Raw genomic sequence first — 22,937 nt, 5'->3', positions numbered from 1 at the left:
GTTATTCTCCGGATTCGCGAAAATGGACGTCGCTCACTGCCCGCAGGCGTTCGGCGGCTTGTTCGGCCGTCAAATCGCGCTGAGTTTCGGCCAGCATTTCGTAGCCGACCATAAACTTGCGTACCGTCGCCGAGCGCAGCAGCGGCGGATAAAAGTGAGCGTGTAGCTGCCAGTGATTATTCTCTTTGTTATTAAACGGTGCCCCGTGCCAGCCCATGGAATAAGGGAATGAGCACTGGAACAGGTTGTCGTAACGGCTGGTCAGCTTTTTCAGCGCCAGCGCAAGGTCGCTGCGCTGGGCTGCGGTTAAATCGGTAAGACGCAGAATATGTGCTTTCGGCAGCAGCAGCGTCTCAAAGGGCCAGGCCGCCCAGTAAGGTACGACGGCCAGCCAGTGTTCAGTTTCGACGACAGCCCGTCTGCCGTCGGCTAATTCGCGCTGAACGTAATCCACCAGCATCGGCGAACCCTGAGCGGCGAAATACTCTTTTTGCAAACGGTCTTCGCGTTCCGCCTCATTGGGCAGGAAGCTGTTGGCCCAGACCTGGCCGTGCGGGTGCGGGTTGGAGCAGCCCATCGCTGCGCCTTTGTTCTCAAAAACCTGCACCCACGGATAGGTCTGGCCCAGCTCGGCCGTCTGTTCCTGCCACGTATTAACCACGCCTTCCAGTGCTTCAACGCTCAGCTCAGGCAGCGTTTTGCTGTGATCCGGCGAGAAGCAGATGACCCGACTGGTGCCGCGCGCGCTTTGACAGCGCATCAGCGGATCGTCGCTGTTCGGGGCATCGGGGGTGTCGGTCATCAATGCCGCAAAGTCATTAGTAAACACGTAGGTACCGGTGTAATTCGGGTTGGTGTCGCCGGTGACGCGGGTGTTACCCGGACACAGAAAACAATCCGCATCGTGCGCCGGCAAGGTTGATTTTGCCGGTGCTTCCTGCGCCCCTTGCCAGGGGCGCCTGGCGCGATGCGGTGATACCAGAATCCACTGCCCGGTTAACGGGTTATAACGACGATGCGGATGGTCGACGGGGTTAAATACGCTCATGACGGTTCCTTAGTCTGGGTAACCCTGCGGATGACGGGACTGCCAGTGCCAGGTGTCCTGCGCCATCTCGTCAAGGTCGCGCGTGACGCGCCAGTTCAGTTCGCGGTCGGCCTTTTCGGCATCCGCCCAGTAGGCCGGCAGATCGCCATCGCGGCGCGGCGCGAAGTGGTAATTAACAGGTTTGCCGCAGGCTTTGCTGAAGGCATTGATCACGTCGAGGACGCTGCTGCCGACGCCTGCGCCGAGGTTATAAATGTGTACGCCTTCGCGGCCGGCCAGTTTTTCCATCGCCGCAACGTGGCCGTCGGCGAGGTCCATGACGTGGATATAGTCGCGTACGCCGGTGCCGTCAGGGGTCGGATAATCATTGCCGAAAACGGCCAGCGATTCGCGACGACCGACAGCCACCTGCGCGATGTAAGGCATCAGGTTGTTCGGGATACCCTGTGGGTCTTCGCCCATATCGCCTGACGGATGCGCGCCGACCGGGTTGAAGTAACGCAGCAGCGCAATGCTCCAGTCCGGCTGGGCTTTTTGCAGATCGGTGAGGATTTGCTCGACCATCAGCTTGCTTTTGCCATACGGGCTTTGCGGCGTGCCGGTCGGGAAGCTTTCGACATAAGGGATCTTCGGCTGATCGCCGTAGACGGTTGCTGAGGAGCTAAAAATAAAGTTCTTTACGCCAGCGGCGCGCATAGCGGAAACTAATTTAAGTGTACCGGTAACGTTATTGTCGTAATATTCCAGCGGCTTCGCGACAGATTCGCCGACGGCTTTCAGGCCGGCAAAGTGGATCACCGCTTCAATCGCGTGATCGTGCAGAATTTCTGTCATCAGCGCTTCATTACGAATATCGCCTTCGACAAAGGTGGCTGTTTTCCCGCCGAGACGTTCAATGACCGGCAATACGCTGCGCTTACTGTTGCAGAGATTGTCGAGAATAATCACTTCATGTCCCTGCAGCAGCAGTTGAACGCAGGTATGACTCCCAATGTAACCGCTACCACCTGTAACCAGTACTTTCATGATTCGCTCCAATAGGCTTATCGTGTGTGATGAAGATAGCATACCAAAGAAGTGGAAAGTGTGACACAGGCCAAATTGGTGGAATCGATTACACTAAAATACATAATGCACTATTTTTTTATTTTTATGTTTAAAAACAGTCTATTAATGTCTTTTAGGGTTATTTTTCTGAAAAAAAACAGGGGGCCGTAGCCCCCTGTAGCGGCTCAGTCAGCGAGTGGACCGACCTGATAAGTGTAACCGTCTCCACTGCGCACAAACTCCAGTCGGTGGGTAATGCAGTCCGGTGCATCTTCGGCGTGGTGGGAGACAAACAGCAGTTGAGTGGCGCCTTCGCTAATCAACACATCCACGAAACGCCGCACCAGCTGACGGTTAAGCGGATCCAGCCCCTGCAGGGGCTCGTCAAGGATCAGCAGCGTCGGGTGCTTCACCAGCGCCCGGACAATCAGCGCCAGCCGCTGTTGTCCCCACGAGAGACCGTGGAACGGCGCATCGGCGGTACGCTTGTCGATCCCCAGAATATCCAGCCAGTTCTGCACCAGCTTGCGCTGCTTATCGGAAACGGCCTGATAAATACCGATAGAGTCGAAATAACCCGACAGGATCACGTTGCGCACCGTAGTGCTGACGCGGTACTCAAGATGCAGGCTGCTGCTGACGTAGCCAATATGCTTTTTGATGTCCCAGATGGTTTCACCGCTGCCGCGGCGGCGGCCAAAGAGGGTCAGGTCGTTGCTGTAGCCCTGCGGATGGTCGCCGGTTACCAGACTGAGCAGGGTCGATTTACCGGCGCCGTTGGGACCGACTATCTGCCAGTGTTCACCGGGGTTAACGGTCCAGCTCAGGTGCTCGATGATTGGCCGGTCGTTGTATGACACCACGCCATCCCGCAGGACGATGCGCGGCGCCCCGGCGTCGAGAGCATGGCGGGCGGCGGGGGCGTCTGGTTCCGGTAAGTTCATGCCCGCCAGTTTTTCGCTGTGCGCCAGTTGGGCGATCAGCGCCTGTTGCAGCAGCGCCTGCTTTTCTCCGGTTTCGCTGAGGGTACAATCGGCCAGCACGCCGGCAAACTGGACAAACGGCGGAATCTCATCGAAGCGGTTGAGTACCAGCACCAGCGTGAGTCCTTCGCGGTGCAACCTCTCCAGCAGCCCGGCAAGCTGCTGGCGGGAAGCGACGTCCAGGCCGTCAAAAGGCTCGTCGAGAATCAACAGGTCCGGCTGGGTCATCAGCGCCTGGCAGAGCAGCGTTTTACGCGTTTCTCCGGTGGAGAGGTATTTAAAGCGGCGCTGGAGCAAAGACGTAATGCCGAACAATTCCGCCAGGCGCGCGCAGCGGGCGGCATCTCTGGACTCTTCCTGGATAATCTCCTCCGTCGTGCGGCCGGTGTCCTCTTCGCCTGGGCTGAGTAGGTCCGTATTGTTGCGTTGCCATTCGTCGCTGACCAGCTTCTGCAACTGTTCGAAGGAGAGGCGGGTTACCCGGGGAAAGCGGTTTTCATCGCGGCCGGACAGCAGAGTGAGCTCACCGGACAGCGCGCGAGCCAGCGCCGACTTCCCGCTACCGTTGCTGCCGACGAAGGCCCAGCTTTCGCCGGCGCCAACGGTGAGGTGTTCGATTTTTAACGTTTTTGTGTCGCTCAGGCGAAACGTGCCTTGCGAAATTTGCAATGATGACATTGTGTATCCCACTTTTTGCAGCGATTTGCCACAGGGATACGACGTCACGCGCGCAATGTCAATGCCGTCAGCATAACGTGGCGAGAATGATTCGATCGGCATTAAAATATGCTATTGCCTCAGCACCTTCTGCCAGTTTTCGGGTCTGTTCCAACGGTAAGGTGGCGCACAAACTCTGGCCGTCAGGCAGCGCCATTAACACTTCACACTGCTCCGGGCCATACTCGATATGGCTGATTCGCCCGGTGAGTTGATTATCGGCCTCTTTAGCAACCGTCGGGTCCTGAGTCATCGCCACCCAGGGGGCCTTCAGCAGCAGCAGAACTTCCTGGCCCTCATCCAGACCGAGACGCTCTGCGCTCTGCGCGGTGATAGCGACTTTTAAGCGGGTCTGGCGATCGGCAAGCAGCACCTCGACATGTTGCTGTACCTGCTGGTGGTCGCGGCCGGTGATGGTGCCAAACCACTGATTACGCGCGCTGGTCTGCAGCGAGAAGCGCGAAATAGCGGCCAGCAGGCTGTCGAGAGGCAGGGCGTCGTCGTCACTCAGCACATCGAAGGCTTTTTGCTGAATTTGCGCCAGCAGGTCGTACAGCTGGATCAGCCGCTGTCCGTAGCGGGTCAGCACGGCACCGCCGCCGCCTTTGCCGCCGGTAGCCCTGTCCACCAGCGTCTGTTCGCTGAGCTGGTTCATCTCATTGATGGCGTCCCACGCGCTTTTATAGCTGATGCCCGCGTTTTTCGCCCCCTGGCTAATCGATCCGGTGCTATCGATCTGTTTTAACAGGGCGATACGACGAGGATCGGCGAACAGGCGCTGCTGTAGCTTGAGGGTCAGAAGAATTTCGGCCTGCATAATGATATCCTGGCAAAAAAGAGTATTGTGACCGATAGCGGTCATCTTGCAAGATGCATCTGTCGCCGCTATCGGCCCGCCACCGCACAAATGGGGCGTGTTTTTCCAGCTGAAGCGGTTACAATAAAGCATTCGTACTTTCTGGAGCCAACCATGTTAGAGCTATTGAAAAGTCTGGTTTTTGCCGTTGTCATGGTCCCGGTGGTGATGGCCATCATCCTCGGTCTGATTTACGGTCTGGGCGAAGTGTTTAACATCTTCTCCGGCGCAGGTCACAAAGATCGCGGCCAGCAGAACAACTGATTTCCCGGCGCCCGGTTTTCCGGGCGTTTTCATTTCCTCTTTCCTTTCTACTTTTCCACCTTCTTTTCCGCTCTCTTTTGATCCTCCTCTACCTGGCACCAATTCGCGCTGGGAAAACCCTGATCTTATCGTTATATTATCTCCTACATAACGCACTCACAGGAGTTTCAGATGGCACGTCAATGGTTACGCTTGTTTGCCGGAGCGACGCTAACGCTTTCCGTCGCAGGGCACGCGCTGGCAGAAGAGGGGAAAGTTACGGTGTTTGCCGCGGCATCGTTAACGAATGCGATGCAGGATATTGCGAAGGCCTATAAGAAAGAGAAAAACGTCGATGTGGTCTCGTCGTTTGCCTCTTCATCGACGCTGGCACGGCAAATCGAAGCCGGCGCGCCTGCGGACCTGTTTATCTCCGCCGACCAGAAGTGGATGGATTACGCGGTCGAGAAAAAAGCGATCGATAGCGCCTCGCGTACGACGCTGCTTGGCAACAGCCTGGTGGTTGTCGCGCCTAAAGCCAGCGCGCAGGGCGAGATGGTGATTAACAACAAAACCGACTGGACCAGTCTGCTGAAAGGTGGCCGCCTGGCCGTTGGCGACCCGGAGCACGTGCCGGCAGGCATCTACGCGAAAGAAGCGCTGCAAAAACTGGGTGCCTGGGAGACGCTGGCGCCGAAACTGGCACCGGCTGAAGACGTACGCGGAGCGCTGGCGCTGGTTGAGCGTAACGAAGCCCCGCTGGGGATCGTCTACGGTTCCGATGCGGTGGCGAGCAAAGGTGTGAAAGTGGTCGGGACCTTCCCGGAAGATTCGCACAAGAAAGTTGAATACCCGCTGGCTATCGTCGACGGGCATAAAAATGCCACCGTCAACGGGTTTTACGACTATCTGAAAGGGCCGCAGGCGGCCGCCATCTTCAAACAATACGGATTTACCACCCGCTAATGATTTTAAGCGATCCCGAATGGCAGGCGGTACTGCTGAGCCTGAAAGTCTCATCCCTGGCGGTGGTGTTAAGCTTACCTTTTGGGATTTTTATCTCATGGCTGCTGGTGCGGCGCAATTTCCCAGGAAAGGCGCTGCTCGACAGTATTATCCACCTGCCGCTGGTGCTGCCGCCGGTGGTGGTGGGCTACCTGCTGTTGATTGCCATGGGGCGGCGTGGTTTTATCGGCAGTTGGCTGTATGACTGGTTCGGTTTGACCTTTGCCTTCAGCTGGCGCGGGGCGGTGCTGGCGGCGGCGGTCATGTCGTTTCCGCTGATGGTGCGGGCCATTCGCCTGGCGCTGGAAGGGGTGGACGTCAGGCTGGAACAGGCGGCGCGAACCCTGGGGGCGGGCCGTTGGCGGGTGTTTTTTACGATAACGCTGCCGCTGACGCTGCCGGGCATTATCGTCGGTACCGTTCTGGCCTTCGCCCGCTCGCTGGGGGAGTTTGGCGCCACCATTACCTTTGTTTCCAATATCCCCGGGGAAACGCGCACTATTCCTTCGGCAATGTATACCCTGATTCAGACTCCGGGCGGCGAAGGGGCTGCCGCACGTTTATGTTTGATTTCCATCGTGCTGGCGCTGGTATCGCTGCTGGTTTCTGAATGGCTGGCGCGTCTTAGCCGCGTGCGGACGGGGAAATCAGATGCTTGAACTCCATTTCACCCAGACGCTGGGCAACCACTGCCTGAGTATTAATGAAACGCTGCCTGCCAGCGGCATCACCGCCGTTTTTGGCGTCTCAGGCGCGGGAAAAACCTCTCTGATTAATGCCATCAGCGGCCTGACCCGGCCGCAGCAAGGGCGGATCGTGCTCAATGGCAGGGTCTTGAATGATACCGAAAAACGCATCTGCCTGGCCCCGGAAAAGCGGCGGGTGGGCTATGTGTTCCAGGACGCGCGCCTGTTTCCACACTACAAGGTACGCGGCAATCTGAAGTACGGCATGGCGAAAAGCATGGCGGGGCAGTTTGATAAGCTGGTGGCGCTGCTCGGTATTGAACCGCTGCTTGAGCGCCTGCCGGGCGGCCTGTCCGGCGGAGAAAAACAGCGGGTGGCCATTGGCAGAGCGCTTCTCACTGCCCCTGAGCTGTTGCTGCTTGATGAACCGCTGGCCTCGCTGGATATTCCTCGTAAACGCGAGCTGCTGCCGTACCTGCAGCGGCTGGCGCGTGAAATACATATTCCGATGCTCTACGTCAGCCACTCGCTGGATGAGATTCAACATCTGGCGGATAAGGTGCTGGTGCTGGAGGAGGGGCGAGTCAAAGCCTTTGGCGATCTGGAGGAGGTATGGAGCAGCAGCGTGATGCATCCGTGGCTACCGCCGGATCAGCAGAGCACAATACTGAACCTGTCCGTTGCCGCACAGCATCCCCGCTATGCCATGACCGCGCTGGCGCTGGGCGAGCAGCAGATCTGGGTGAACTATCTCGATCGGCCAGTCGGCGAGGCGACGCGAATTCGCATTCAGGCCTCCGACGTCTCGCTGGTGCTCGAACAGCCGCAGCAGACCAGCATTCGCAATATTTTGTCGGCGCAGGTGGTGCAGTGTATCGAAACACACGGGCAGATTGAAGTGCAGTTGAGCCTCAGCGGCCGCAAGCTGTGGGCGCGCATCAGCCCATGGGCCAGAGATGACCTGGGGATTACGCCAGGCCAATGGCTGTATGCGCAGATTAAAAGCGTTTCGATTGCCGCCTGATTACAGCAGGTTGCGGTTGATGAAGTCGGCAATACTGTTGCTTTCGTTTTCGCCAATGACCACGTTGGCGCGCGCTTTGACTTCCTCAACCGCATTGCCCATCGCCACGCTGGTTCCGGCGGCTTCCAGCATGCTAAGGTCATTATAGTTATCGCCAAAGGCCACCACATCCTGCATCGACAGGCCCTGGGCTTCCACCCACTGCGCCAGGCGTTTGCCTTTGCTGTTGCCCGCGCGGGCGATATCGACCTGATCGTGCCACGACCATTCACACTCCAGCCCCAGCGTCTGTCCCACATCAAGGGCAAACTGTTGCAGCTTAGGAATATCTTCATCGGTGAGAGCAAACTTCCACACCGACTGGACGTCGCGAGCAGCCTGCGCCAGCGAATCGACCTGAGTGAACACCGGACGTTGCTCGACCGGCAGCGACTGTGCCCAGCGGGTCGTCCGGATAACGTGGCCGGTCGGACGTTCATAGAGCATGGCGTCGTCAACATACATCAGTCCGTGGATATCGTGAGCGGCGAGCATATCGGTCAGGCTCAACGCCTTATCGACCGGCATCGGATCGGACTGCAGAACCTTTTTTGCCTGATAATCATACAAATAAGTGCCATTACAACAAATTGCAGGTGTATCCAGAGCCAGTGCCTGATAAAAAGGGTGGATAGCGACGTGATGTCGGCCAGTGACGACGATCACCTGGAACCCCGCCTCTCTGGCGCGGGCCAGGGCTTCCAGCGAAGCGGGCAGGATAGTTTTGTTGGAGGTGAGCAGGGTGCCGTCTAAATCCAGTGCAATCACGCGTGATGTCATGTGTTGTTTCCGGTTAATGATGAAAAAAGTGCCTGGCACGATGGTACACCGCTATGCCAGCGGGGCAAATTTTTCAGCATCTACCGTTAAAAGAGTCTATACATTGCATCAGCCCAATCGCCTGATGAATGAAATGTATACGTTTTCCCTGTGCAGTGAGGAAAGGAGCAGTCATGAAACAAACCGTTTATACCGCCAGCCCGGAAAGCCAGCAGATTCATGTCTGGAGTCTCGATCTTGAGGGTAACCTGAAGCTTGTTCAGGTTGTCGATGCCCCGGGTCAGGTTCAGCCGATGGTGGTGAGCCCGAATAAAGAGTATCTCTATGTTGGCGTACGTCCGGAGTTTCGCGTCCTGGCTTACCGCATTGCGCCCGATAACGGCGCGCTGACTTTCGCTGGCGAAGCGGCGCTGCCGGGCAGCCCGACGCATATTTCGACCGATCATCAGGGTCGTTTTGTCTTCAGCGCGTCCTATAACGCCGGCTGCGTGAGCGTTACTCCGCTGACCGATGGCCTGCCGGGTGAAACGGTGGCCGTTGTGGAAGGGCTGGAAGGGTGCCACTCGGCCAATATTTCTCCTGACAACCGCACCCTGTGGGTCCCGGCGCTGAAACAGGATCGTATTTGCCTGTTTACCCTCGGCGATGATGGATTCCTCGCCGCGCAAGAGCCGGCGGAAGTGACCACCGTTGAAGGAGCTGGCCCGCGTCACATGGTGTTCCACCCGAATCAGCAATACGGCTACTGTGTGAACGAACTGAACAGCTCCGTTGACGTCTGGGAGCTGAAAGATCCGCATGGCGAAATTGAGTGCGTCCAGACGCTGGATATGATGCCTGGCGATTTTACCGGCGTACGCTGGGCGGCGGATATTCATCTGACGCCGGATGGCCGTCACCTGTACGCCTGTGACCGCACCGCCAGCATCATCACCATTTTCAGCGTATCCGAAGATGGTAGCGTGCTGTCCGTCGAAGGGTATCAGCCGACGGAAGCGCAGCCGCGTGGTTTCAACCTCGATCACAGCGGTAAATATCTGATAGCGGCGGGGCAGAAATCCCACCATATTGCGGTCTATGAGATTGCCGGTGAGCAGGGGCTATTGAAAGAGAAAGGGCGCTATGCCGTCGGTCAGGGGCCAATGTGGGTGGTCGTTAACGCCCACTAAGTTGCTGAGATAAAAACCTCGCCGCGCGAGGTTTTTTTATCGGTGCGCGCAGCCTGAGAGGCTGGCAGGCAAAGCGCCATTCACCCGATAGCGCTGAGAGGCGGCAGAGCGTTAATCCAGCGCCACCCAGCGCCTGCCAACCAGCACCGTCAGCGCCACTATGGTGACGATCGCCGCCAGATGCATGACAAAATCCATGGCGTGCAGATGCACCGGATGGCAAAACGCCAGCAGGCTGACCGCCATGCTGGCAATGCCCAGCCCCGACATCGCCAGGCTGCGCACCGGATGCAGCGTTCGGCTGCGGCGCAGGCTGGCAATCATCAGCGCCATCATTGGCGTGCTGACCACCAGCAAAAAGGTAAAGCAGGGCGTGCTGTCGCTCTCCGCCACCCGCAGCGCCGGATAGGGAATGCTGCTGATACTCAACCCCAGCCACATCAGCCCAATCGGCAGCAGGGCTTTCCAGCTGAGCGAACGCCGGCCGGCAATACTCATCGTGAAGGCGCTGCGAATCGCCAGCGCGCCGAGCGCAAAAGCCAGCAGCAGCTGCACCACCGCCAGCGGGGCGCCGGGCTGTGACCAGTCGGTCGGACTGCGTTGCACAAGGAAACTGGCGGCAACCGCGCACGGCAGCGCCACCGCCAGCCAGCTCAGAATCCGTCTGCCGGTCGACGGCAGGCGTTTCACCGGCCGCATGTCGCGCCCCAGCTTTTCAATTAACAGGTCATGGTTAGTCATGATGGGCTCCAAAACGGCGCAGATTTTTCAGCGCCCGATGCAGCAGCGATTTCACTGCGGCGACACTCAGATTATTATGTGCAGCGGCTTCCGTCAGGCTCATTTCGCGCAGATGGACGTGCTCCACAATGGCTCGTTGGCGGGAGGGGAGCTGGCGCAAATAGCCTGCCAGCTCCTCCCGGCTATCCCGTTTTTGCGGATCCGGGGAGGTTGCCGGTTCCGGCAGCGTCTCTTCAGGGATCTCCCACTGCTGATAGCGGCCGCGACGGCGCAGCGCATCAACGGCCCGCGCCGAGATAATCGCCATCAGCCAGGGCAAAAAAGGGTAGGCCGGATCGTAGGTATGGCGTACCCGATGCACCGTCAGCAGCACATCCTGAATGACATCTTCCACTAACGCGTCGTCGGTGATTCGTTTACGTATCTGCGAACGAATCACCGGCACCAGCGCTTTTAACAGCCGGGTGTAGGCGAGCTGATCGCCCGCCTGCGCCTGCTCCATTAGCGCGGGCCAGCTTTCACGCGCGCTATCGTTTATGTCCATAATCCGCCTTGTTGCGTTTACGCTTTGTTGCCGGTTGCCTGTTTCAGCGCGTTCACGACAATGCCCGGCGTCAGAATCTGCGGCAGGACTTTCGGCGGCCCGCCATCGGCAGGATAGACCACGTACAGCGGCAAGCCGCCCTGACCAAATTGATTCAGCGCATCATCGACGTCCGGATTAAATTTAGTCGAGTCTGCCACCATATACAGTGTCCCGGTTTTTGCCAGCGCCTCTTTGACGGCCTGGGTTGAAAGCGATGTCTTTTCGTTAACCTGGCAGGTGATACACCAGGAGGCGGTGAAGTTAACAAAGATAGCTTTGCCGTGGCCGCGCTGCGCCTCGACGGCCTGCGGCGTCCATTTTTCCGCCGAGGTGTCGGCAGCCGCGACAGCCTGTGCGCCGGGCGACACGGAATCAGCCTGAATCAGACCGGCCAGCGGGGCAATAATCGCGACGACGAGCACGCCGCTGACGGCGAACAGGCGCTTATGCCCTTTGCCCTGAAAGCGACGCTGCTGGGCGATGCCATAGATCCAGGCGGCAAAACTGAGCGCCACTGAGACCGCCAGTAGCGTTGCCAGCGCGCTGTTACCGGCCTGCTGCGCCAGCACCCAGACCAGCCAGGCGTAAGCGCCGAACATCGGAAAGGCCAGCGCACGTTTAAGTATATCCATCCAGGCGCCAGGGCGAGGGAGGAGTGCCGCCAGCGCCGGAAACAGCGAGACGAGAGTGAACGGAGCGGAAAAGCCGAGCGCGAGGGCAAAAAACACGGCCAGCGCGGTAGCCGGCGGCTGCACCAGCGCATAGCCAATCGCGCTGGCCATAAACGGCGCCACGCACGGGGTCGCAACGACGATAGCCAGCGCGCCGGTCATCGCCGAGCGTAAAAAGGCGCCGCGGCCAATCTCCAGCCCGCCGACGCGCTGCGCCGATAGACCGACTTCGAACACCCCCAACAGGTTCAGCGCGGCGGCGAGGATCACCAGCGCAAGCAGGGCAATCACCAGCGGCGATTGCAGCTGGAACCCCCAGCCAACGGCGGCACCGCCGGCGCGGGCAGCCAGTAGAACAGCGGCCAGCAGCAGCATGGTGACCAGCACACCAAGTAAAAAAGCCAGCCCTTCGCGACGAGCGCCCACGGCGTTATCCGTATGGCGCAGAAGCCCGAGCGCTTTCAGGGAGATGACCGGAAAAACGCAGGGCATAAAGTTGAGGATGATGCCGCCAATAAAGGCGGCCAGCATGGCGGTGAGCATCGCTGGCCTCTTTGCTTAGTGGGTTTGCGGGTGGGCGGCGTCGTACTGCTTGACGGCGGCCAGCGTTTTCTCAATATGAGCGTCCGGATTTCGGTCGGTGTAGCTGAGCAGAATCGTTCTGTCCGGCGCAATGACAAATGAAGTCCGGTCGGAGACGGTCTTGCCCTTCATCTCCATCAGCGTTTGATACTGTGCGGACACTTTCGCCCCCGGATCCGCGGCGACGGCGAACTTATCGCGGCACTCCAGTTTAGAAAAATCGCTGACCTGGTCGGTGTTACCGGCGGTGACGCCGATGACGGTGGCGCCCATTTTGTTGAATTCATCGGTGGCTTCGGCAAAATCGTGGGCCTCAATGGTGCAGCCAGCGGTAAAGGCCGCCGGGAAGAAATAGAGCACTACCGGCCCCTTTTGCAAAGCCTGCTGCAAGGAGAAGGCGATCGGTTTACCGGCTAAGGCGCCCTGCAGCTCGAAAGCGGGGGCCTGCGCGCCGACGGGCAGCGCCGCGTTGACGTTAAAGGCGGTGGCGGACAGGCCAAGCGCCACGGTCAGGGTCAAAGAACGGGCGAGGTTTTTCATCAGTTTCATTATGAGCTCCAGCGATGTCAGGGCGTTCTGGTCAGGTGACTGTGCTATACAGTTCGCCGCAGTGAGGAAGAAAGTTTCGCCGGGGGAAAAATATTTAGCGCCCAGGCGCGAAGACCGACGGCAATCCTCAACGAGGCTGAGGACAACCTCGCCCCGAAGGGCGACGCTGGTTATGACAGTAAGCGCTGCAATTCGCTGGCGTTAGCCTGTAATTGCGCATCAGGATTGCGGCCAATCAGCACGAACTGATATCCGTTAGCGCGCCACCAGGCGAGGTTCATGCCGTGCCGCCGTTCGGCGTTTATCCTCGCATCGTTTTGCTGGCTGGCCGCAGAGATGCACAGCGCCATCGGTCCATACGCCGCGTGAATCCAGGCGATCTGCGCAATGGTGGTTCGCTCGTAGCGCAGGATGCGCACCATTTTTAGCTCGGCACCCGGCAGCGCGAGCTGCTGTGGCTTGAGCGCTAAACCAATATCTTCGGCGGTACGCGTCAGGCCGCGCTGTAATATCGCCGGTGAACTGTCCAGATCGAGCAGAGTTTCCGCGCTATAAAGCGACATGTAACGGGCTTCCAGATCGCGAATGTTCTCGCTCTCATCAGGCTCGTCGGCCTCGGGACGGGCCAGATAGCCTAAGCCGCTGCCGATCAGTAAAAAAGTGAGCGAGGCGGCAATCATGGCGCGGCGGCTAAAGGCCGGGGGGCGTGTCGGGATGTCCGCCGCGGACAGCGCGGCTAGCTGGGCATCAAGTCGGCTCTGCATGCGCGCGACGGGAGCCTGTTCCAGCAGCGGGGCAAACGCCTGCTGATAATTCTGCGGCTTGCTCTTCAGTTCGGCAGTGCGTGCGGCCAGCTGCCGATCCTCCCGGAGGGCGGCTTCAAAGCGGCGGGCGTCGGGAGCGCTCATTTCGCCGTCCAGCCAGGCAATAATGGCCTCATCGCTATAGGGGGGCGTAAAAAAGGATGATTTCACAAGCGTTTCTCCCTGGCTGAAGGGGCGGGACTGAGCGTTTTTGCCAGCGTCGAGCGCGCCGCCGCCAGCCGGCTCATCACCGTACCGATGGGGACCGATAGCATGTCGGCCGCCTCCTGATAGGTAAAACCTTCAACATAAACTAAAAATACCGCGTTGCGTTGGGCTTCCGGCAGGGCGCTGACCTGGCGCATAAGCTGCTGATACTGACGATGATCTTCATTCATTTCACGGTCATCGGCGGCGAGCAGCGGGTCGGTTTCGACGAAGCCTTGCCCCATTCGGACGTGACGCGCCCGCAGTTCGGAAATCCAGATGGAGTGAAGAATAGTGAACAGCCACCGGTCAATGCGGGTACCCGGCGTAAACTGCGCGCTCCGTTCGAGCGCGCGAACGCAGGTTGACTGAACCAGCTCTTCGGCAATATCGCGATTGCGCGACAGAATCAGCCCGTAGCGCCAAAGACGGGCCAGATGTGCGGCAAGTTGTGAACGAACGTCGCTGGTTGTAATTTTTTTACCCTCGCGATGACCTTCAGGATTCCGGGTGTCCGTTAATGGCGGCCTGCAAATCGCGATACTCTTCGCAGCGTTGACCGCAAATCCCGGAGATCACTTTAAGCTGTTCCTGCGCCAGATCCCGGCGGCCTTTTACCATCCACGCTTCACCAAGATACTCACGCGCTTTGGCGTAGTCGGGCTTAAGCGCCAGCGCGCGCTGATAATAGCCAATCCCTTCATCGGTACGTCCGAGCTTACGGGTGGCATAGCCGCGATAGTTCCAGGCCTCTGCCGTGTTGCCGTTTTTCAGCGAGTCCAGCAGGTTCAGTGCCGCCTGATACTGCCCTTTTTTCGCCAGATGATAGGCGTAGTTGGTTTTATCCCGATCGCTAAGACTGCTGGTTTTATCCGGGACGCACTGTTTGCTGACGCTGTCATAAACCTGCCCGCTGGGGCAGTCCGGCGTTTTGCTCTGGGTGCTGTTATCACCCATGGCGAATGACGGCGATGCGTATAACAAACATAGCAGTGCCGGAACCATTAAGCGGCGCGCAGCCGGCTGAATCGATAAGATAAGTGCGTTCATTTTTCGTCTCCATGAGTCGCGATGCGGGTAACCCGGCACCGTCCCATCTTGGGGGGAACCGTGCCGGAAGGTCGTGGTGTTCTTACAGTGAGTAAACGCATCAGCGGGGATTTTTATTCGCCGAAAAATGATATTTTTTGCACGCGCAAGAAAAGCCGCCGCGGTAGCGATGAACTGAGGAGCGGGACGGAGAAAAAAGCAGAAGAGAAAGTGGTGAAAGAGAAAGTTGCTAAGCAAAATAGCGCAAGAAGAAGGGGGAGACACGCTCCCCCTTGCTAAGATTTATTGCTTCGGTTCTGCGACAATCACACTGCCCACGCCGCGGTTATTGTATTCCCACATGCGGTTGAAGCTGCTGTCGTTGAGATTACGCTGCGGCACGCCTTTCGCGTCCACTGCGCCGGTGTTGCCGCTGAACGCGCGATTAGAAATTGCCGCGTCGGCCCACGGCTTCGCCACATTGAAGCCTTCGTTAATGACGCTGTCGCGGATAACAACCTGGCCATTGGTGTTGTTATCGATGTCCAGAGACCGGCCCAACTGAGCGACCCCGTTGCCGGCGGCGGTAAAGCGACTGTTCACGGCCAGGAAGCCGTAGGTGACGCTTTTCAACGTTGCCGGTGCAAAGACGTAGGCCTCTTTCTGTGTACGTGAATTCACAACGCGGAAATCGGTGTTATCAAACACCACGGCACCGCGGCCGGAAACGATATCAACATCGCCTTCGATGTAGCTGTTGCTCACCAGGGTGCGAGTCTGGCGATCGTTTTGCAGACGGTTCTGCACGCCGCTGTTGGTGACGAAGAAAGTGTTCTGGCGACCGAGAATGTTGACGTTGTTAATCTGCACCTGGTCGCCATCGCTGCGCAGCGCAACGGCCTGGTGAGTCCCGGCATCCACGCTGTCGCCAAGGTTGTTGGCGATGGTCAGGTTCTGCAACTGCAGGCCGGTGTTCTGCGACCAGAATACCGCGGAACACATCACGCCGACGGTGGCGGCGCGTTTGCTCTGGCAGCTGTCAAACATATACCACGCCGGTTTACCCGGCATATATTTGCCGGCCGGGTTGACCAGGTGGCGCCAGCTGGTCACGTCCATTTGCGAGTCAATGGCCTGGCTGATTTTCACATCCAGCGGCTTCTCGCCGGTGCCGTACAGCGTCAGCGCGCCGGGTGCCGCAGGGACATACACGGTACCCGTATATTCACCCGGCATAATCGCAATAAACTGACGACGATTGGAGTGACGGGCGATAGCCGCATCAACCGCGGCCTGAATGGTGGTATGGGTCACGCCCTGGGCGCCCGCCGGGCCGACGACGAAGTCAGGCTGAGATGGGATGCTGATGGCCGTCGGGGTCCACGCTGCGGCGTTGGGATCCAGGGACTGGAAATAGCTTGCCGGAGTGAAATTCTTCGCTTCATCAGCGGTTAACACAGGGCGAGAGGCGGTGCCCGGCGCAGTCTGCGTCGAGGGCTGTTGATCGGCAGGGGTTGAGCTACAGGCGGATAACGTCACGCCAAAAGCCAGTGCCAGCGTCAGGCGGGAAACTGAGAATGTGTTCATGTTGCTCCGGGCAAGAATCAATTAACAAAACCTGTCATTCTTCTGGCTGCCTTTTTGATGGCGTAGGTGTTGATTTCCGCCGCAAAGCAACCCGAATGATTGGGGCGGGCATTATACAAAAAACATGCAAGCGGCGTCAGGCCGACAAGGAATGAATTACGCGTATAACGTCCTTTAAAACCTGCTTTTTATACTAAGTTGAGCGAAACGGGAAGACGCTGCGCGAAAAAGTTCGCCTAAACCGCTCACCGGGCCGACGTCCTTGTCGCATCTGGTCACAAAAAAATAACCATTTCCTCTGCTTTTATTGACATTTCGCGGAGAATGAAAATAAATGTCTATACAACCCATGACAAGTTGACTGCGATGACTGAAGCCACCTCCGAACGCGTTATCTGGCGCAATGCCCGCCTCGCCACTCTGAACCCCGATGATTCGCAGCCTTACGGCCTGCGGGATCGTCATGTGCTGCTGGTGCGCAATGGCCGGATTGAAGCCATTGTGCCGGAAAACGATGCCCCGGCCGGGCGGAGCATCGATCTTGGCGGCAGGCTGCTGACGCCGGGGCTGATCGATTGCCACACCCATCTGGTCTTCGGCGGTAGCCGGGCGCAGGAGTGGGAACAGCGGCTGAACGGCGTCTCCTACCAGACGATCAGCGCCAACGGCGGCGGCATTAACTCAACGGTGCGCGCCACCCGTGAAAGCAGCGAAGCGCAGCTGTTAGCGCTGGCCCAGCAGCGACTGGATCGTCTGCTTCGCGAAGGGGTGACCACGCTTGAAATTAAATCCGGCTACGGGCTGGATCTGGCAAACGAACGCAAAATGCTGCAGGTGGCGCGCCGCCTGGCGCAGAACAATGCGGTCGGGCTGTCGCCGACGCTGCTCTCCGCCCACGCCACGCCGCCGGAATATAAAGATGATCCGGACGCTTACATCACGCTGGTGTGTGAAACCCTGCTGCCGACGCTATGGGAAGAGGGGCTGTTTGAAAGCGTTGATGTGTTCTGCGAAAACGTCGGCTTCAGCCCGCAGCAGACCGAACGCGTGTTTCAGGCCGCGCAGGCGCGCGGTATTCCGGTCAGAGGGCACGTTGAACAGCTCTCTGCGCTGGGGGGCGCGCAGCTGGTGAGCCGTTATCAGGGGCTCTCGGCCGATCATATCGAATACTTAACCGAAGAGGGAGTGGCGGCGATGAGCCGCAGCGCGACGGTGGCGGTGCTGCTTCCCGGCGCGTTCTATTTCCTCAATGAAACCCGTAAACCGCCGGTCGGACTGCTGCGTCAGTATCAGGTACCGATGGCGGTGGCGACGGATTACAACCCGGGTACCAGCCCGTTTGCCAGCCTGCACCTGGCGATGAATATGGCCTGCGTGAAGTTCGGCTTAACCCCGGAAGAGGCGTGGGCCGGCGTGACGCGTCATGCCGCGCAGGCGCTGGGGCGGCAGAATAGTCACGGCCAGCTGGCGGCGGGGTTTGTTGCTGATTTTGCTATCTGGGATGCGGAACATCCGGTTGAAATGGTCTACGAACCGGGGCGGAGCCCGCTCTGGCATCGCGTTGTGGGTGGCGAAATGCAATGACATTGCGGCGACTGGCCTTCGCCGATCGTGACGACAGCGCGGCCCGGCGGGCATGGCAAATCGCCCATTGGTGGCGCCGACGATTCAGTATATTCTGACCGTTGCCGCCCATTGAGCATAAGGAAAGCCAGGCTATGTTTTCACCGCATCCCCGAACCGCGCCTGCCCCGTTTTATGAAAAGGTGAAGCAGTCGATCAGCGAAAAGATTCAGCGCGGCGTCTGGCGTCCCCATGACCGTATTCCCTCGGAGGCGGAACTGGTGGCGCAGTTTGGTTTCAGTCGCATGACCATCAATCGGGCGCTGCGTGAACTCACCGATGAAGGTTTACTGGTCCGTTTGCAGGGCGTAGGCACCTTTGTGGCGGAGCCGAAAGGGCAGTCGGCGCTGTTCGAAGTTCGTAGCATCGCCGACGAAATTACCTCCCGTCGCCATCAGCACCGCTGCGAGGTACTGCTGCTGGAAGAGACGAAAGCCGATCTTATCCAGGCCGCCGCGCTGAATGTGGCCGAAGGGACGCGGATTTTTCACTCCCTGATGGTCCATTTTGAAAATGATATTGCGGTGCAGATTGAAGACCGCTGCGTCAATGCGGCGGTGGTACCGGCATATTTAGAGCAGGACTATACCGTTACCACGCCGCATGATTATCTGTCGCTGATTGCGCCGTTAACCGAAGGCGAGCACATCGTCGAAGCGGTACAGGCCAGCGCCAAAGAGTGCGAACTGCTGCATATCCATGCCCACGATCCTTGCCTGCTGATTCGGCGCCGTACCTGGTCAGCCACGCATATTGTCTCCCACGCCCGTCTTCTGTTCCCGGGTAGCCGCTACCGGCTGCAGGGCCACTTCACTTCCTGATGATCGTCGCGTCGGCAAAAGCGTGATTGCTGACGCAATATAATAAAATTGTATTATTTCTGTTAAAATCTGACTTGCGCATGGTTGTATAGACAAGTATATGTATCTATGTAAACAACGTTAATTGTCAGGAGAAACCCCGATGTCGCAAAGCAAATATCGCCAGCAAGACGTCCGTGCACCGCGAGGCACAACGTTGAATGCTAAGAGCTGGTTGACCGAAGCCCCGCTGCGTATGTTAATGAACAACCTCGATCCCGAGGTCGCCGAGAACCCACATGAGCTGGTGGTCTACGGCGGTATTGGCCGCGCGGCGCGCAACTGGGAATGCTATGACGCTATCGTGAAGGCGCTGAAAAACCTGGAAAGCGATGAGACGCTGCTGGTGCAGTCCGGTAAACCGGTTGGCGTATTTAAAACCCATGAAAATTCGCCGCGCGTGCTGATTGCCAACTCCAACCTGGTCCCGCACTGGGCGACCTGGGAACATTTCAACGAGCTGGACGCGAAGGGGCTGGCGATGTACGGCCAGATGACCGCGGGCAGCTGGATTTATATCGGTAGCCAGGGCATCGTGCAGGGCACCTATGAAACGTTCGTCGAAGCCGGACGTCAGCACTACCAGGGCAGCCTGAAGGGGCGCTGGGTATTAACCGCCGGTCTGGGCGGCATGGGCGGCGCACAGCCGCTGGCGGCGACGCTGGCGGGCGCCTGCTCGCTGAACATCGAATGCCAGCAGAGCCGGATCGATTTCCGTCTGCGTACCCGCTACGTCGACGAGCAGGCGACATCGCTGGATGACGCGTTGGCGCGTATCAAAAAATACACCGCGGAAGGCCGGGCTATCTCTATCGCCCTGTGCGGTAACGCCGCCGATATCGTGCCGGAGATGGTGAAACGCGGCGTGCGCCCGGATATGGTCACCGACCAGACCAGCGCCCACGACCCGCTGCATGGCTATCTGCCGAAAGGCTGGAGCTGGGAAGCGTATCAGCAGAAAGCCGCATCCGACCCGCAGGGCACCATTCTGGCGGCGAAACGCTCCATGGCCGATCACGTTCAGGCGATGCTGGCCTTCCACGACATGGGCGTACCGACCTTCGACTACGGCAACAATATCCGCCAGATGGCGCAGGAGATGGGCGTCGCCAACGCATTCGACTTCCCGGGCTTTGTCCCGGCCTATATTCGTCCGCTGTTCTGCCGCGGCATCGGTCCGTTCCGCTGGGCGGCCCTCTCCGGCGATCCGCAGGATATCTACAAAACGGATGCCAAAGTCAAAGAGATAATCAAAGATGATCAGCACCTGCACCACTGGCTGGATATGGCGCGTGAGCGTATTAGCTTCCAGGGACTGCCGGCGCGTATTTGCTGGGTAGGGCTGGAGTGGCGTCAGAAGCTGGGGCTGGCCTTTAATGAAATGGTCCGCAGCGGTGAAGTGTCTGCGCCGATCGTCATTGGTCGCGACCACCTTGACTCCGGCTCGGTCGCCAGCCCGAACCGAGAAACGGAATCCATGCGCGACGGCTCCGATGCGGTGTCCGACTGGCCGCTGCTGAATGCCTTGCTGAATACCGCCAGCGGCGCGACCTGGGTGTCGCTGCATCACGGCGGCGGCGTCGGGATGGGCTTCTCGCAGCACTCCGGGATGGTTATCGTCTGTGACGGTACCGACGAAGCGGCCGCGCGTATTGCCCGCGTGCTGCATAACGACCCGGCGACCGGGGTGATGCGTCACGCCGATGCGGGTTACGACATCGCGATTGAGTGCGCGGCGGAACAAGGGCTGAATCTTCCTATGGTGGCAGCAACGCAGGGGCAACGCTGAAAATGAAAAACTTAACTCTGATTCCAGGTCAGCTGAGTCTGGCGCAGCTACGTGAAGTGTTCCAGCAGCCGCTGACTATTACCCTCGACGAGCAGGCTTTTGCCGTTATTAACGAGAGCGTCGCCTGCGTCAACGCCATTCTGGCCGAAGGACGTACCGCGTACGGCATTAACACCGGTTTTGGCCTGCTGGCGTCAACGCGGATCTCCACGGACGATCTGGAAAACTTGCAGCGTTCTCTGGTGCTGTCTCATGCGGCGGGCATCGGTGAGCCGCTGGATGACGCTATGGCGCGTCTGATCATGGTGCTGAAGATTAACAGCCTTTCCCGCGGCTTCTCCGGGATTCGTCTGAGCGTCATTCAGGCGCTGATTCAACTGGTGAATAAAGGCGTCACGCCATGGATCCCGGCGAAAGGTTCCGTCGGCGCATCCGGCGACCTGGCGCCGCTGGCGCACATGTCCCTGACGTTACTCGGTGAGGGCAAAGCCCGCGTCGACGGCGAATGGATGCCGGCGCTGCAGGCGTTGCAAAAAGTGGGTCTGCAGCCGATTACCCTGGCGGCGAAAGAGGGGTTGGCGCTGCTGAACGGCACTCAGGCATCGACGGCGTTTGCGCTGCGCGGCCTGTTTGAGGCGGAAGACCTGTTCGCTTCCGCTATCGTATGCGGCGCGTTAACGACCGAAGCGGCGCTGGGTTCGCGCCGTCCGTTTGATGCGCGTATTCACGATGCGCGCGGCCAGCGTGGGCAAATTGACGCTGCGGCGCTGTACCGCCATGTGCTGACCGACGGCAGCGAGATTTCGCAGTCGCATCACAACTGCACTAAAGTGCAGGACCCATACTCACTGCGCTGTCAGCCGCAGGTCATGGGCGCCTGTCTGACCCAGATTCGCCAGGCCGCCGAAGTCCTGCTGATTGAGGCCAACGCGGTGTCGGACAACCCGCTGGTCTTCGCCAGTGAGAACGAAGTGATCTCCGGCGGTAACTTCCATGCCGAACCGGTGGCGATGGCGGCGGATAATATTGCGCTGGCGATTGCCGAAATCGGTTCGCTGTCTGAGCGTCGTATTGCGCTGATGATGGACAGCCATATGTCGCAACTGCCGCCTTTCCTCGTGAAAAATGGCGGCGTCAACTCCGGCTTTATGATTGCCCAGGTGACCGCTGCGGCGTTAGCCAGCGAGAACAAAGCGCTGGCGCATCCGCACAGCGTGGATAGCCTGCCGACGTCGGCGAACCAGGAAGATCACGTCTCGATGGCGCCGGCCGCCGGTCGTCGTCTGTGGGCGATGGCGGAAAACACCCGCGGCGTGCTGGCCGTGGAGTGGCTGGCCGCCGTCCAGGGGCTGGATATGCGCGAAGGACTGGCCAGCAGCCCGCTGCTGGAAGAGGCGCGTCATCTGCTGCGCGAGCGGGTTTCGCATTACACCCACGATCGCTTCTTCGCCCCGGATATCGATAACGCTATTGCGCTTCTGGCGGCGCGTCACCTGACGCGACTGCTCCCTGCCGTCATCTGATCCTCGTTGTTTTCTGTACCCGCGTCGGGGGGATAAGCTCCCCCCGGCCGTCCTACACGCATATTTGTCGTTATACAAAAATTATCAGGACACTTGTATATACAATAACCACCACAATCGCCACAAAAGCCACACCTGCTGCGCGGGCTGAATGCCCGACATATTCGCTTTATTGCGCCCGGTTCCGCCATCGGCACCGGGCTGTTTTATGTCTGCACGCTGGCGATCCTGATGGCTATTTTTCCGTGGAACAGCTTTGGCGAGCAGGGCTGCCCGTTCGTGCTCATTTTTAGCGGCCTGGGGATCCCGGCGGCGGCAACAATCCTCAATATCATCGTGATCAGCGCCAGTATTTCGGCCTTCAACAGCGATATTTTTGGCGCCGGTCGCATGATGTACGGCATGGCAAAGGAGGGGATGGCGCCTGAAAGTATCCAGCGCATTGCCAGCAACGGCGTGCCGTGGATGACGGTAGTGGTGATGGGCGTGGCGCTGCTGGCGACGGTTGCGCTGCGCTTACCGGGGCTACGAGGTGTGATAGCCCGGGTCAGGCGTAAGCCGCAACCCGGGATGTTTCCCCGGTGGCGCTGCGCTTACCGGGGCTACAGGGTATTGTGGTAGCCCGGGTCAGGCGCAAGCCGCGACCCGGGATGTTCCCCGGTGGCGCTGCGCTTACCGGGGCTACAGGGTATTGTGGTAGCCCGGGTAAGGCGCAAGCCGCGACCCGGGATGCTCCCCCGGTGGCGCTGCGCTTACCGGGGCTACAGGGTATTGTGGTAGCCCGGGTAAG

24 protein-coding genes and 1 pseudogene are annotated in these 22,937 nt (G+C 58.9%); 12 read left to right on the top strand and 13 right to left on the bottom strand.

The genetic code is table 11. The features are described 5' to 3' along the window. Position 1: 1 nt before the first annotated feature. From galT to modE, 4 genes are all read right to left on the bottom strand, one after another. A complete protein-coding gene (galT, locus tag CWM52_RS23355; protein ID WP_100686263.1) occupies positions 2 to 1,048 on the bottom strand; it encodes a galactose-1-phosphate uridylyltransferase in 1,047 nt (348 codons plus the stop codon). A gap of 9 nt (positions 1,049 to 1,057) precedes the next feature. Beyond that, positions 1,058 to 2,074, bottom strand: a complete 1,017-nt coding sequence (galE, locus tag CWM52_RS23350; protein WP_004859716.1) for a UDP-glucose 4-epimerase GalE — start codon at positions 2,072 to 2,074, stop codon at positions 1,058 to 1,060. A gap of 206 nt (positions 2,075 to 2,280) precedes the next feature. Then, positions 2,281 to 3,756: a molybdate ABC transporter ATP-binding protein ModF gene (gene modF / locus CWM52_RS23345; RefSeq protein ID WP_100686262.1), complete on the bottom strand. Its 1,476-nt coding sequence runs from the start codon at positions 3,754 to 3,756 to the stop codon at positions 2,281 to 2,283. 67 nt (positions 3,757 to 3,823) lie between these two features. Continuing rightward, positions 3,824 to 4,612: a molybdenum-dependent transcriptional regulator gene (modE, locus tag CWM52_RS23340; RefSeq protein WP_100686261.1), complete on the bottom strand. Its 789-nt coding sequence runs from the start codon at positions 4,610 to 4,612 to the stop codon at positions 3,824 to 3,826. A gap of 153 nt (positions 4,613 to 4,765) precedes the next feature. Between modE and CWM52_RS23335 the strand changes: the two genes are divergently transcribed. From CWM52_RS23335 to modC, 4 genes are all read left to right on the top strand, one after another. Further along, positions 4,766 to 4,915, top strand: a complete 150-nt coding sequence (locus tag CWM52_RS23335) for an AcrZ family multidrug efflux pump-associated protein (RefSeq protein WP_004859721.1) — start codon at positions 4,766 to 4,768, stop codon at positions 4,913 to 4,915. A 171-nt stretch (positions 4,916 to 5,086) separates the two neighbouring features. Continuing rightward, positions 5,087 to 5,860, top strand: a complete 774-nt coding sequence (gene modA / locus CWM52_RS23330) for a molybdate ABC transporter substrate-binding protein (RefSeq protein WP_100686260.1) — start codon at positions 5,087 to 5,089, stop codon at positions 5,858 to 5,860. Beyond that, positions 5,860 to 6,558, top strand: a complete 699-nt coding sequence (modB, locus tag CWM52_RS23325; RefSeq protein ID WP_100686259.1) for a molybdate ABC transporter permease subunit — start codon at positions 5,860 to 5,862, stop codon at positions 6,556 to 6,558. The genes modA and modB overlap by 1 nt, the downstream gene beginning before the upstream one ends. Continuing rightward, entirely contained in the window at positions 6,551 to 7,609 is a 1,059-nt protein-coding gene (modC, locus tag CWM52_RS23320; RefSeq protein WP_100686258.1) for a molybdenum ABC transporter ATP-binding protein ModC, read from the top strand. Before modB ends, modC begins: the two co-directional genes overlap by 8 nt. Here the strand turns inward: modC and CWM52_RS23315 are convergent, their stop codons facing one another. Next, positions 7,610 to 8,428 (bottom strand): pyridoxal phosphatase, encoded by an 819-nt coding sequence (locus CWM52_RS23315; RefSeq protein ID WP_100686257.1) that lies wholly within the window; start codon positions 8,426 to 8,428, stop codon positions 7,610 to 7,612. Positions 8,429 to 8,601: 173 nt separating this feature from the next. On the opposite strand from CWM52_RS23315, the gene pgl reads away from it, so the two are divergent. Continuing rightward, positions 8,602 to 9,597: a 6-phosphogluconolactonase gene (gene pgl / locus CWM52_RS23310; RefSeq protein WP_100686256.1), complete on the top strand. Its 996-nt coding sequence runs from the start codon at positions 8,602 to 8,604 to the stop codon at positions 9,595 to 9,597. Between the two features lie 111 nt (positions 9,598 to 9,708). Here the strand turns inward: pgl and CWM52_RS23305 are convergent, their stop codons facing one another. The 7 genes from CWM52_RS23305 to CWM52_RS23275 form a co-directional block, all read right to left on the bottom strand. Beyond that, entirely contained in the window at positions 9,709 to 10,338 is a 630-nt protein-coding gene (locus tag CWM52_RS23305; RefSeq protein ID WP_100686255.1) for an NrsF family protein, read from the bottom strand. Beyond that, positions 10,331 to 10,882 carry a sigma-70 family RNA polymerase sigma factor gene (locus CWM52_RS23300; RefSeq protein ID WP_100686254.1) on the bottom strand — a complete coding sequence of 184 codons (552 nt, stop codon included), beginning with the start codon at positions 10,880 to 10,882 and terminating at the stop codon, positions 10,331 to 10,333. Before CWM52_RS23300 ends, CWM52_RS23305 begins: the two co-directional genes overlap by 8 nt. Positions 10,883 to 10,899: 17 nt before the next feature. Next, entirely contained in the window at positions 10,900 to 12,138 is a 1,239-nt protein-coding gene (locus CWM52_RS23295; protein WP_100686253.1) for a protein-disulfide reductase DsbD family protein, read from the bottom strand. Between the two features lie 15 nt (positions 12,139 to 12,153). After that, positions 12,154 to 12,726 carry a peroxiredoxin gene (locus CWM52_RS23290; RefSeq protein ID WP_100686252.1) on the bottom strand — a complete coding sequence of 191 codons (573 nt, stop codon included), beginning with the start codon at positions 12,724 to 12,726 and terminating at the stop codon, positions 12,154 to 12,156. 170 nt (positions 12,727 to 12,896) lie between these two features. After that, positions 12,897 to 13,700, bottom strand: a complete 804-nt coding sequence (locus tag CWM52_RS23285; protein ID WP_100686251.1) for an anti-sigma factor family protein — start codon at positions 13,698 to 13,700, stop codon at positions 12,897 to 12,899. Further along, on the bottom strand, positions 13,697 to 14,272 hold the full coding sequence (locus CWM52_RS23280) for a sigma-70 family RNA polymerase sigma factor (protein WP_100686250.1): 576 nt from the start codon (positions 14,270 to 14,272) through the stop codon (positions 13,697 to 13,699). Before CWM52_RS23280 ends, CWM52_RS23285 begins: the two co-directional genes overlap by 4 nt. Beyond that, entirely contained in the window at positions 14,235 to 14,786 is a 552-nt protein-coding gene (locus tag CWM52_RS23275) for a tetratricopeptide repeat protein (protein ID WP_100686249.1), read from the bottom strand. The genes CWM52_RS23280 and CWM52_RS23275 overlap by 38 nt, the downstream gene beginning before the upstream one ends. 87 nt (positions 14,787 to 14,873) lie before the next feature. Between CWM52_RS23275 and CWM52_RS26225 the strand changes: the two genes are divergently transcribed. Next, the gene (locus tag CWM52_RS26225) at positions 14,874 to 15,065 is read left to right on the top strand and encodes a hypothetical protein (RefSeq protein ID WP_133121766.1); all 192 of its coding nucleotides are present in this window, start codon (positions 14,874 to 14,876) and stop codon (positions 15,063 to 15,065) included. 3 nt (positions 15,066 to 15,068) lie between these two features. Here CWM52_RS26225 and CWM52_RS23270 read toward each other — a convergent pair whose 3' ends face one another. Then, a complete protein-coding gene (locus CWM52_RS23270) occupies positions 15,069 to 16,352 on the bottom strand; it encodes a putative acyl-CoA thioester hydrolase (protein ID WP_100686248.1) in 1,284 nt (427 codons plus the stop codon). 324 nt (positions 16,353 to 16,676) lie between these two features. On the opposite strand from CWM52_RS23270, the gene hutI reads away from it, so the two are divergent. The 6 genes and pseudogenes from hutI to CWM52_RS26555 all read left to right on the top strand — a co-directional run. After that, entirely contained in the window at positions 16,677 to 17,936 is a 1,260-nt protein-coding gene (gene hutI / locus CWM52_RS23265) for an imidazolonepropionase (protein WP_165785429.1), read from the top strand. Positions 17,937 to 18,070: 134 nt separating this feature from the next. Next, positions 18,071 to 18,796, top strand: a complete 726-nt coding sequence (locus CWM52_RS23260; protein WP_100686247.1) for a histidine utilization repressor — start codon at positions 18,071 to 18,073, stop codon at positions 18,794 to 18,796. A 142-nt stretch (positions 18,797 to 18,938) separates the two neighbouring features. Beyond that, positions 18,939 to 20,624, top strand: coding sequence for a urocanate hydratase (gene hutU / locus CWM52_RS23255; RefSeq protein WP_100686246.1), 1,686 nt, complete (start codon positions 18,939 to 18,941; stop codon positions 20,622 to 20,624). A gap of 2 nt (positions 20,625 to 20,626) precedes the next feature. Further along, positions 20,627 to 22,147 (top strand): histidine ammonia-lyase, encoded by a 1,521-nt coding sequence (gene hutH, locus CWM52_RS23250; RefSeq protein ID WP_100686245.1) that lies wholly within the window; start codon positions 20,627 to 20,629, stop codon positions 22,145 to 22,147. A gap of 141 nt (positions 22,148 to 22,288) precedes the next feature. Then, positions 22,289 to 22,660: pseudogene (locus CWM52_RS23245) on the top strand (amino acid permease); the annotation flags it as partial. Between the two features lie 68 nt (positions 22,661 to 22,728). Next, positions 22,729 to 22,937: hypothetical protein (locus CWM52_RS26555; protein ID WP_206057733.1), on the top strand; the 209-nt coding region annotated here is incomplete at its 3' end.

It is taken from the genome of Raoultella sp. T31 (assembly GCF_002806725.1).
Taxonomy (GTDB): domain Bacteria; phylum Pseudomonadota; class Gammaproteobacteria; order Enterobacterales; family Enterobacteriaceae; genus Klebsiella; species Klebsiella electrica.
Note: the sequence above shows the minus strand (reverse complement) of the source record. Positions and strands in the feature narration are given on the sequence as shown.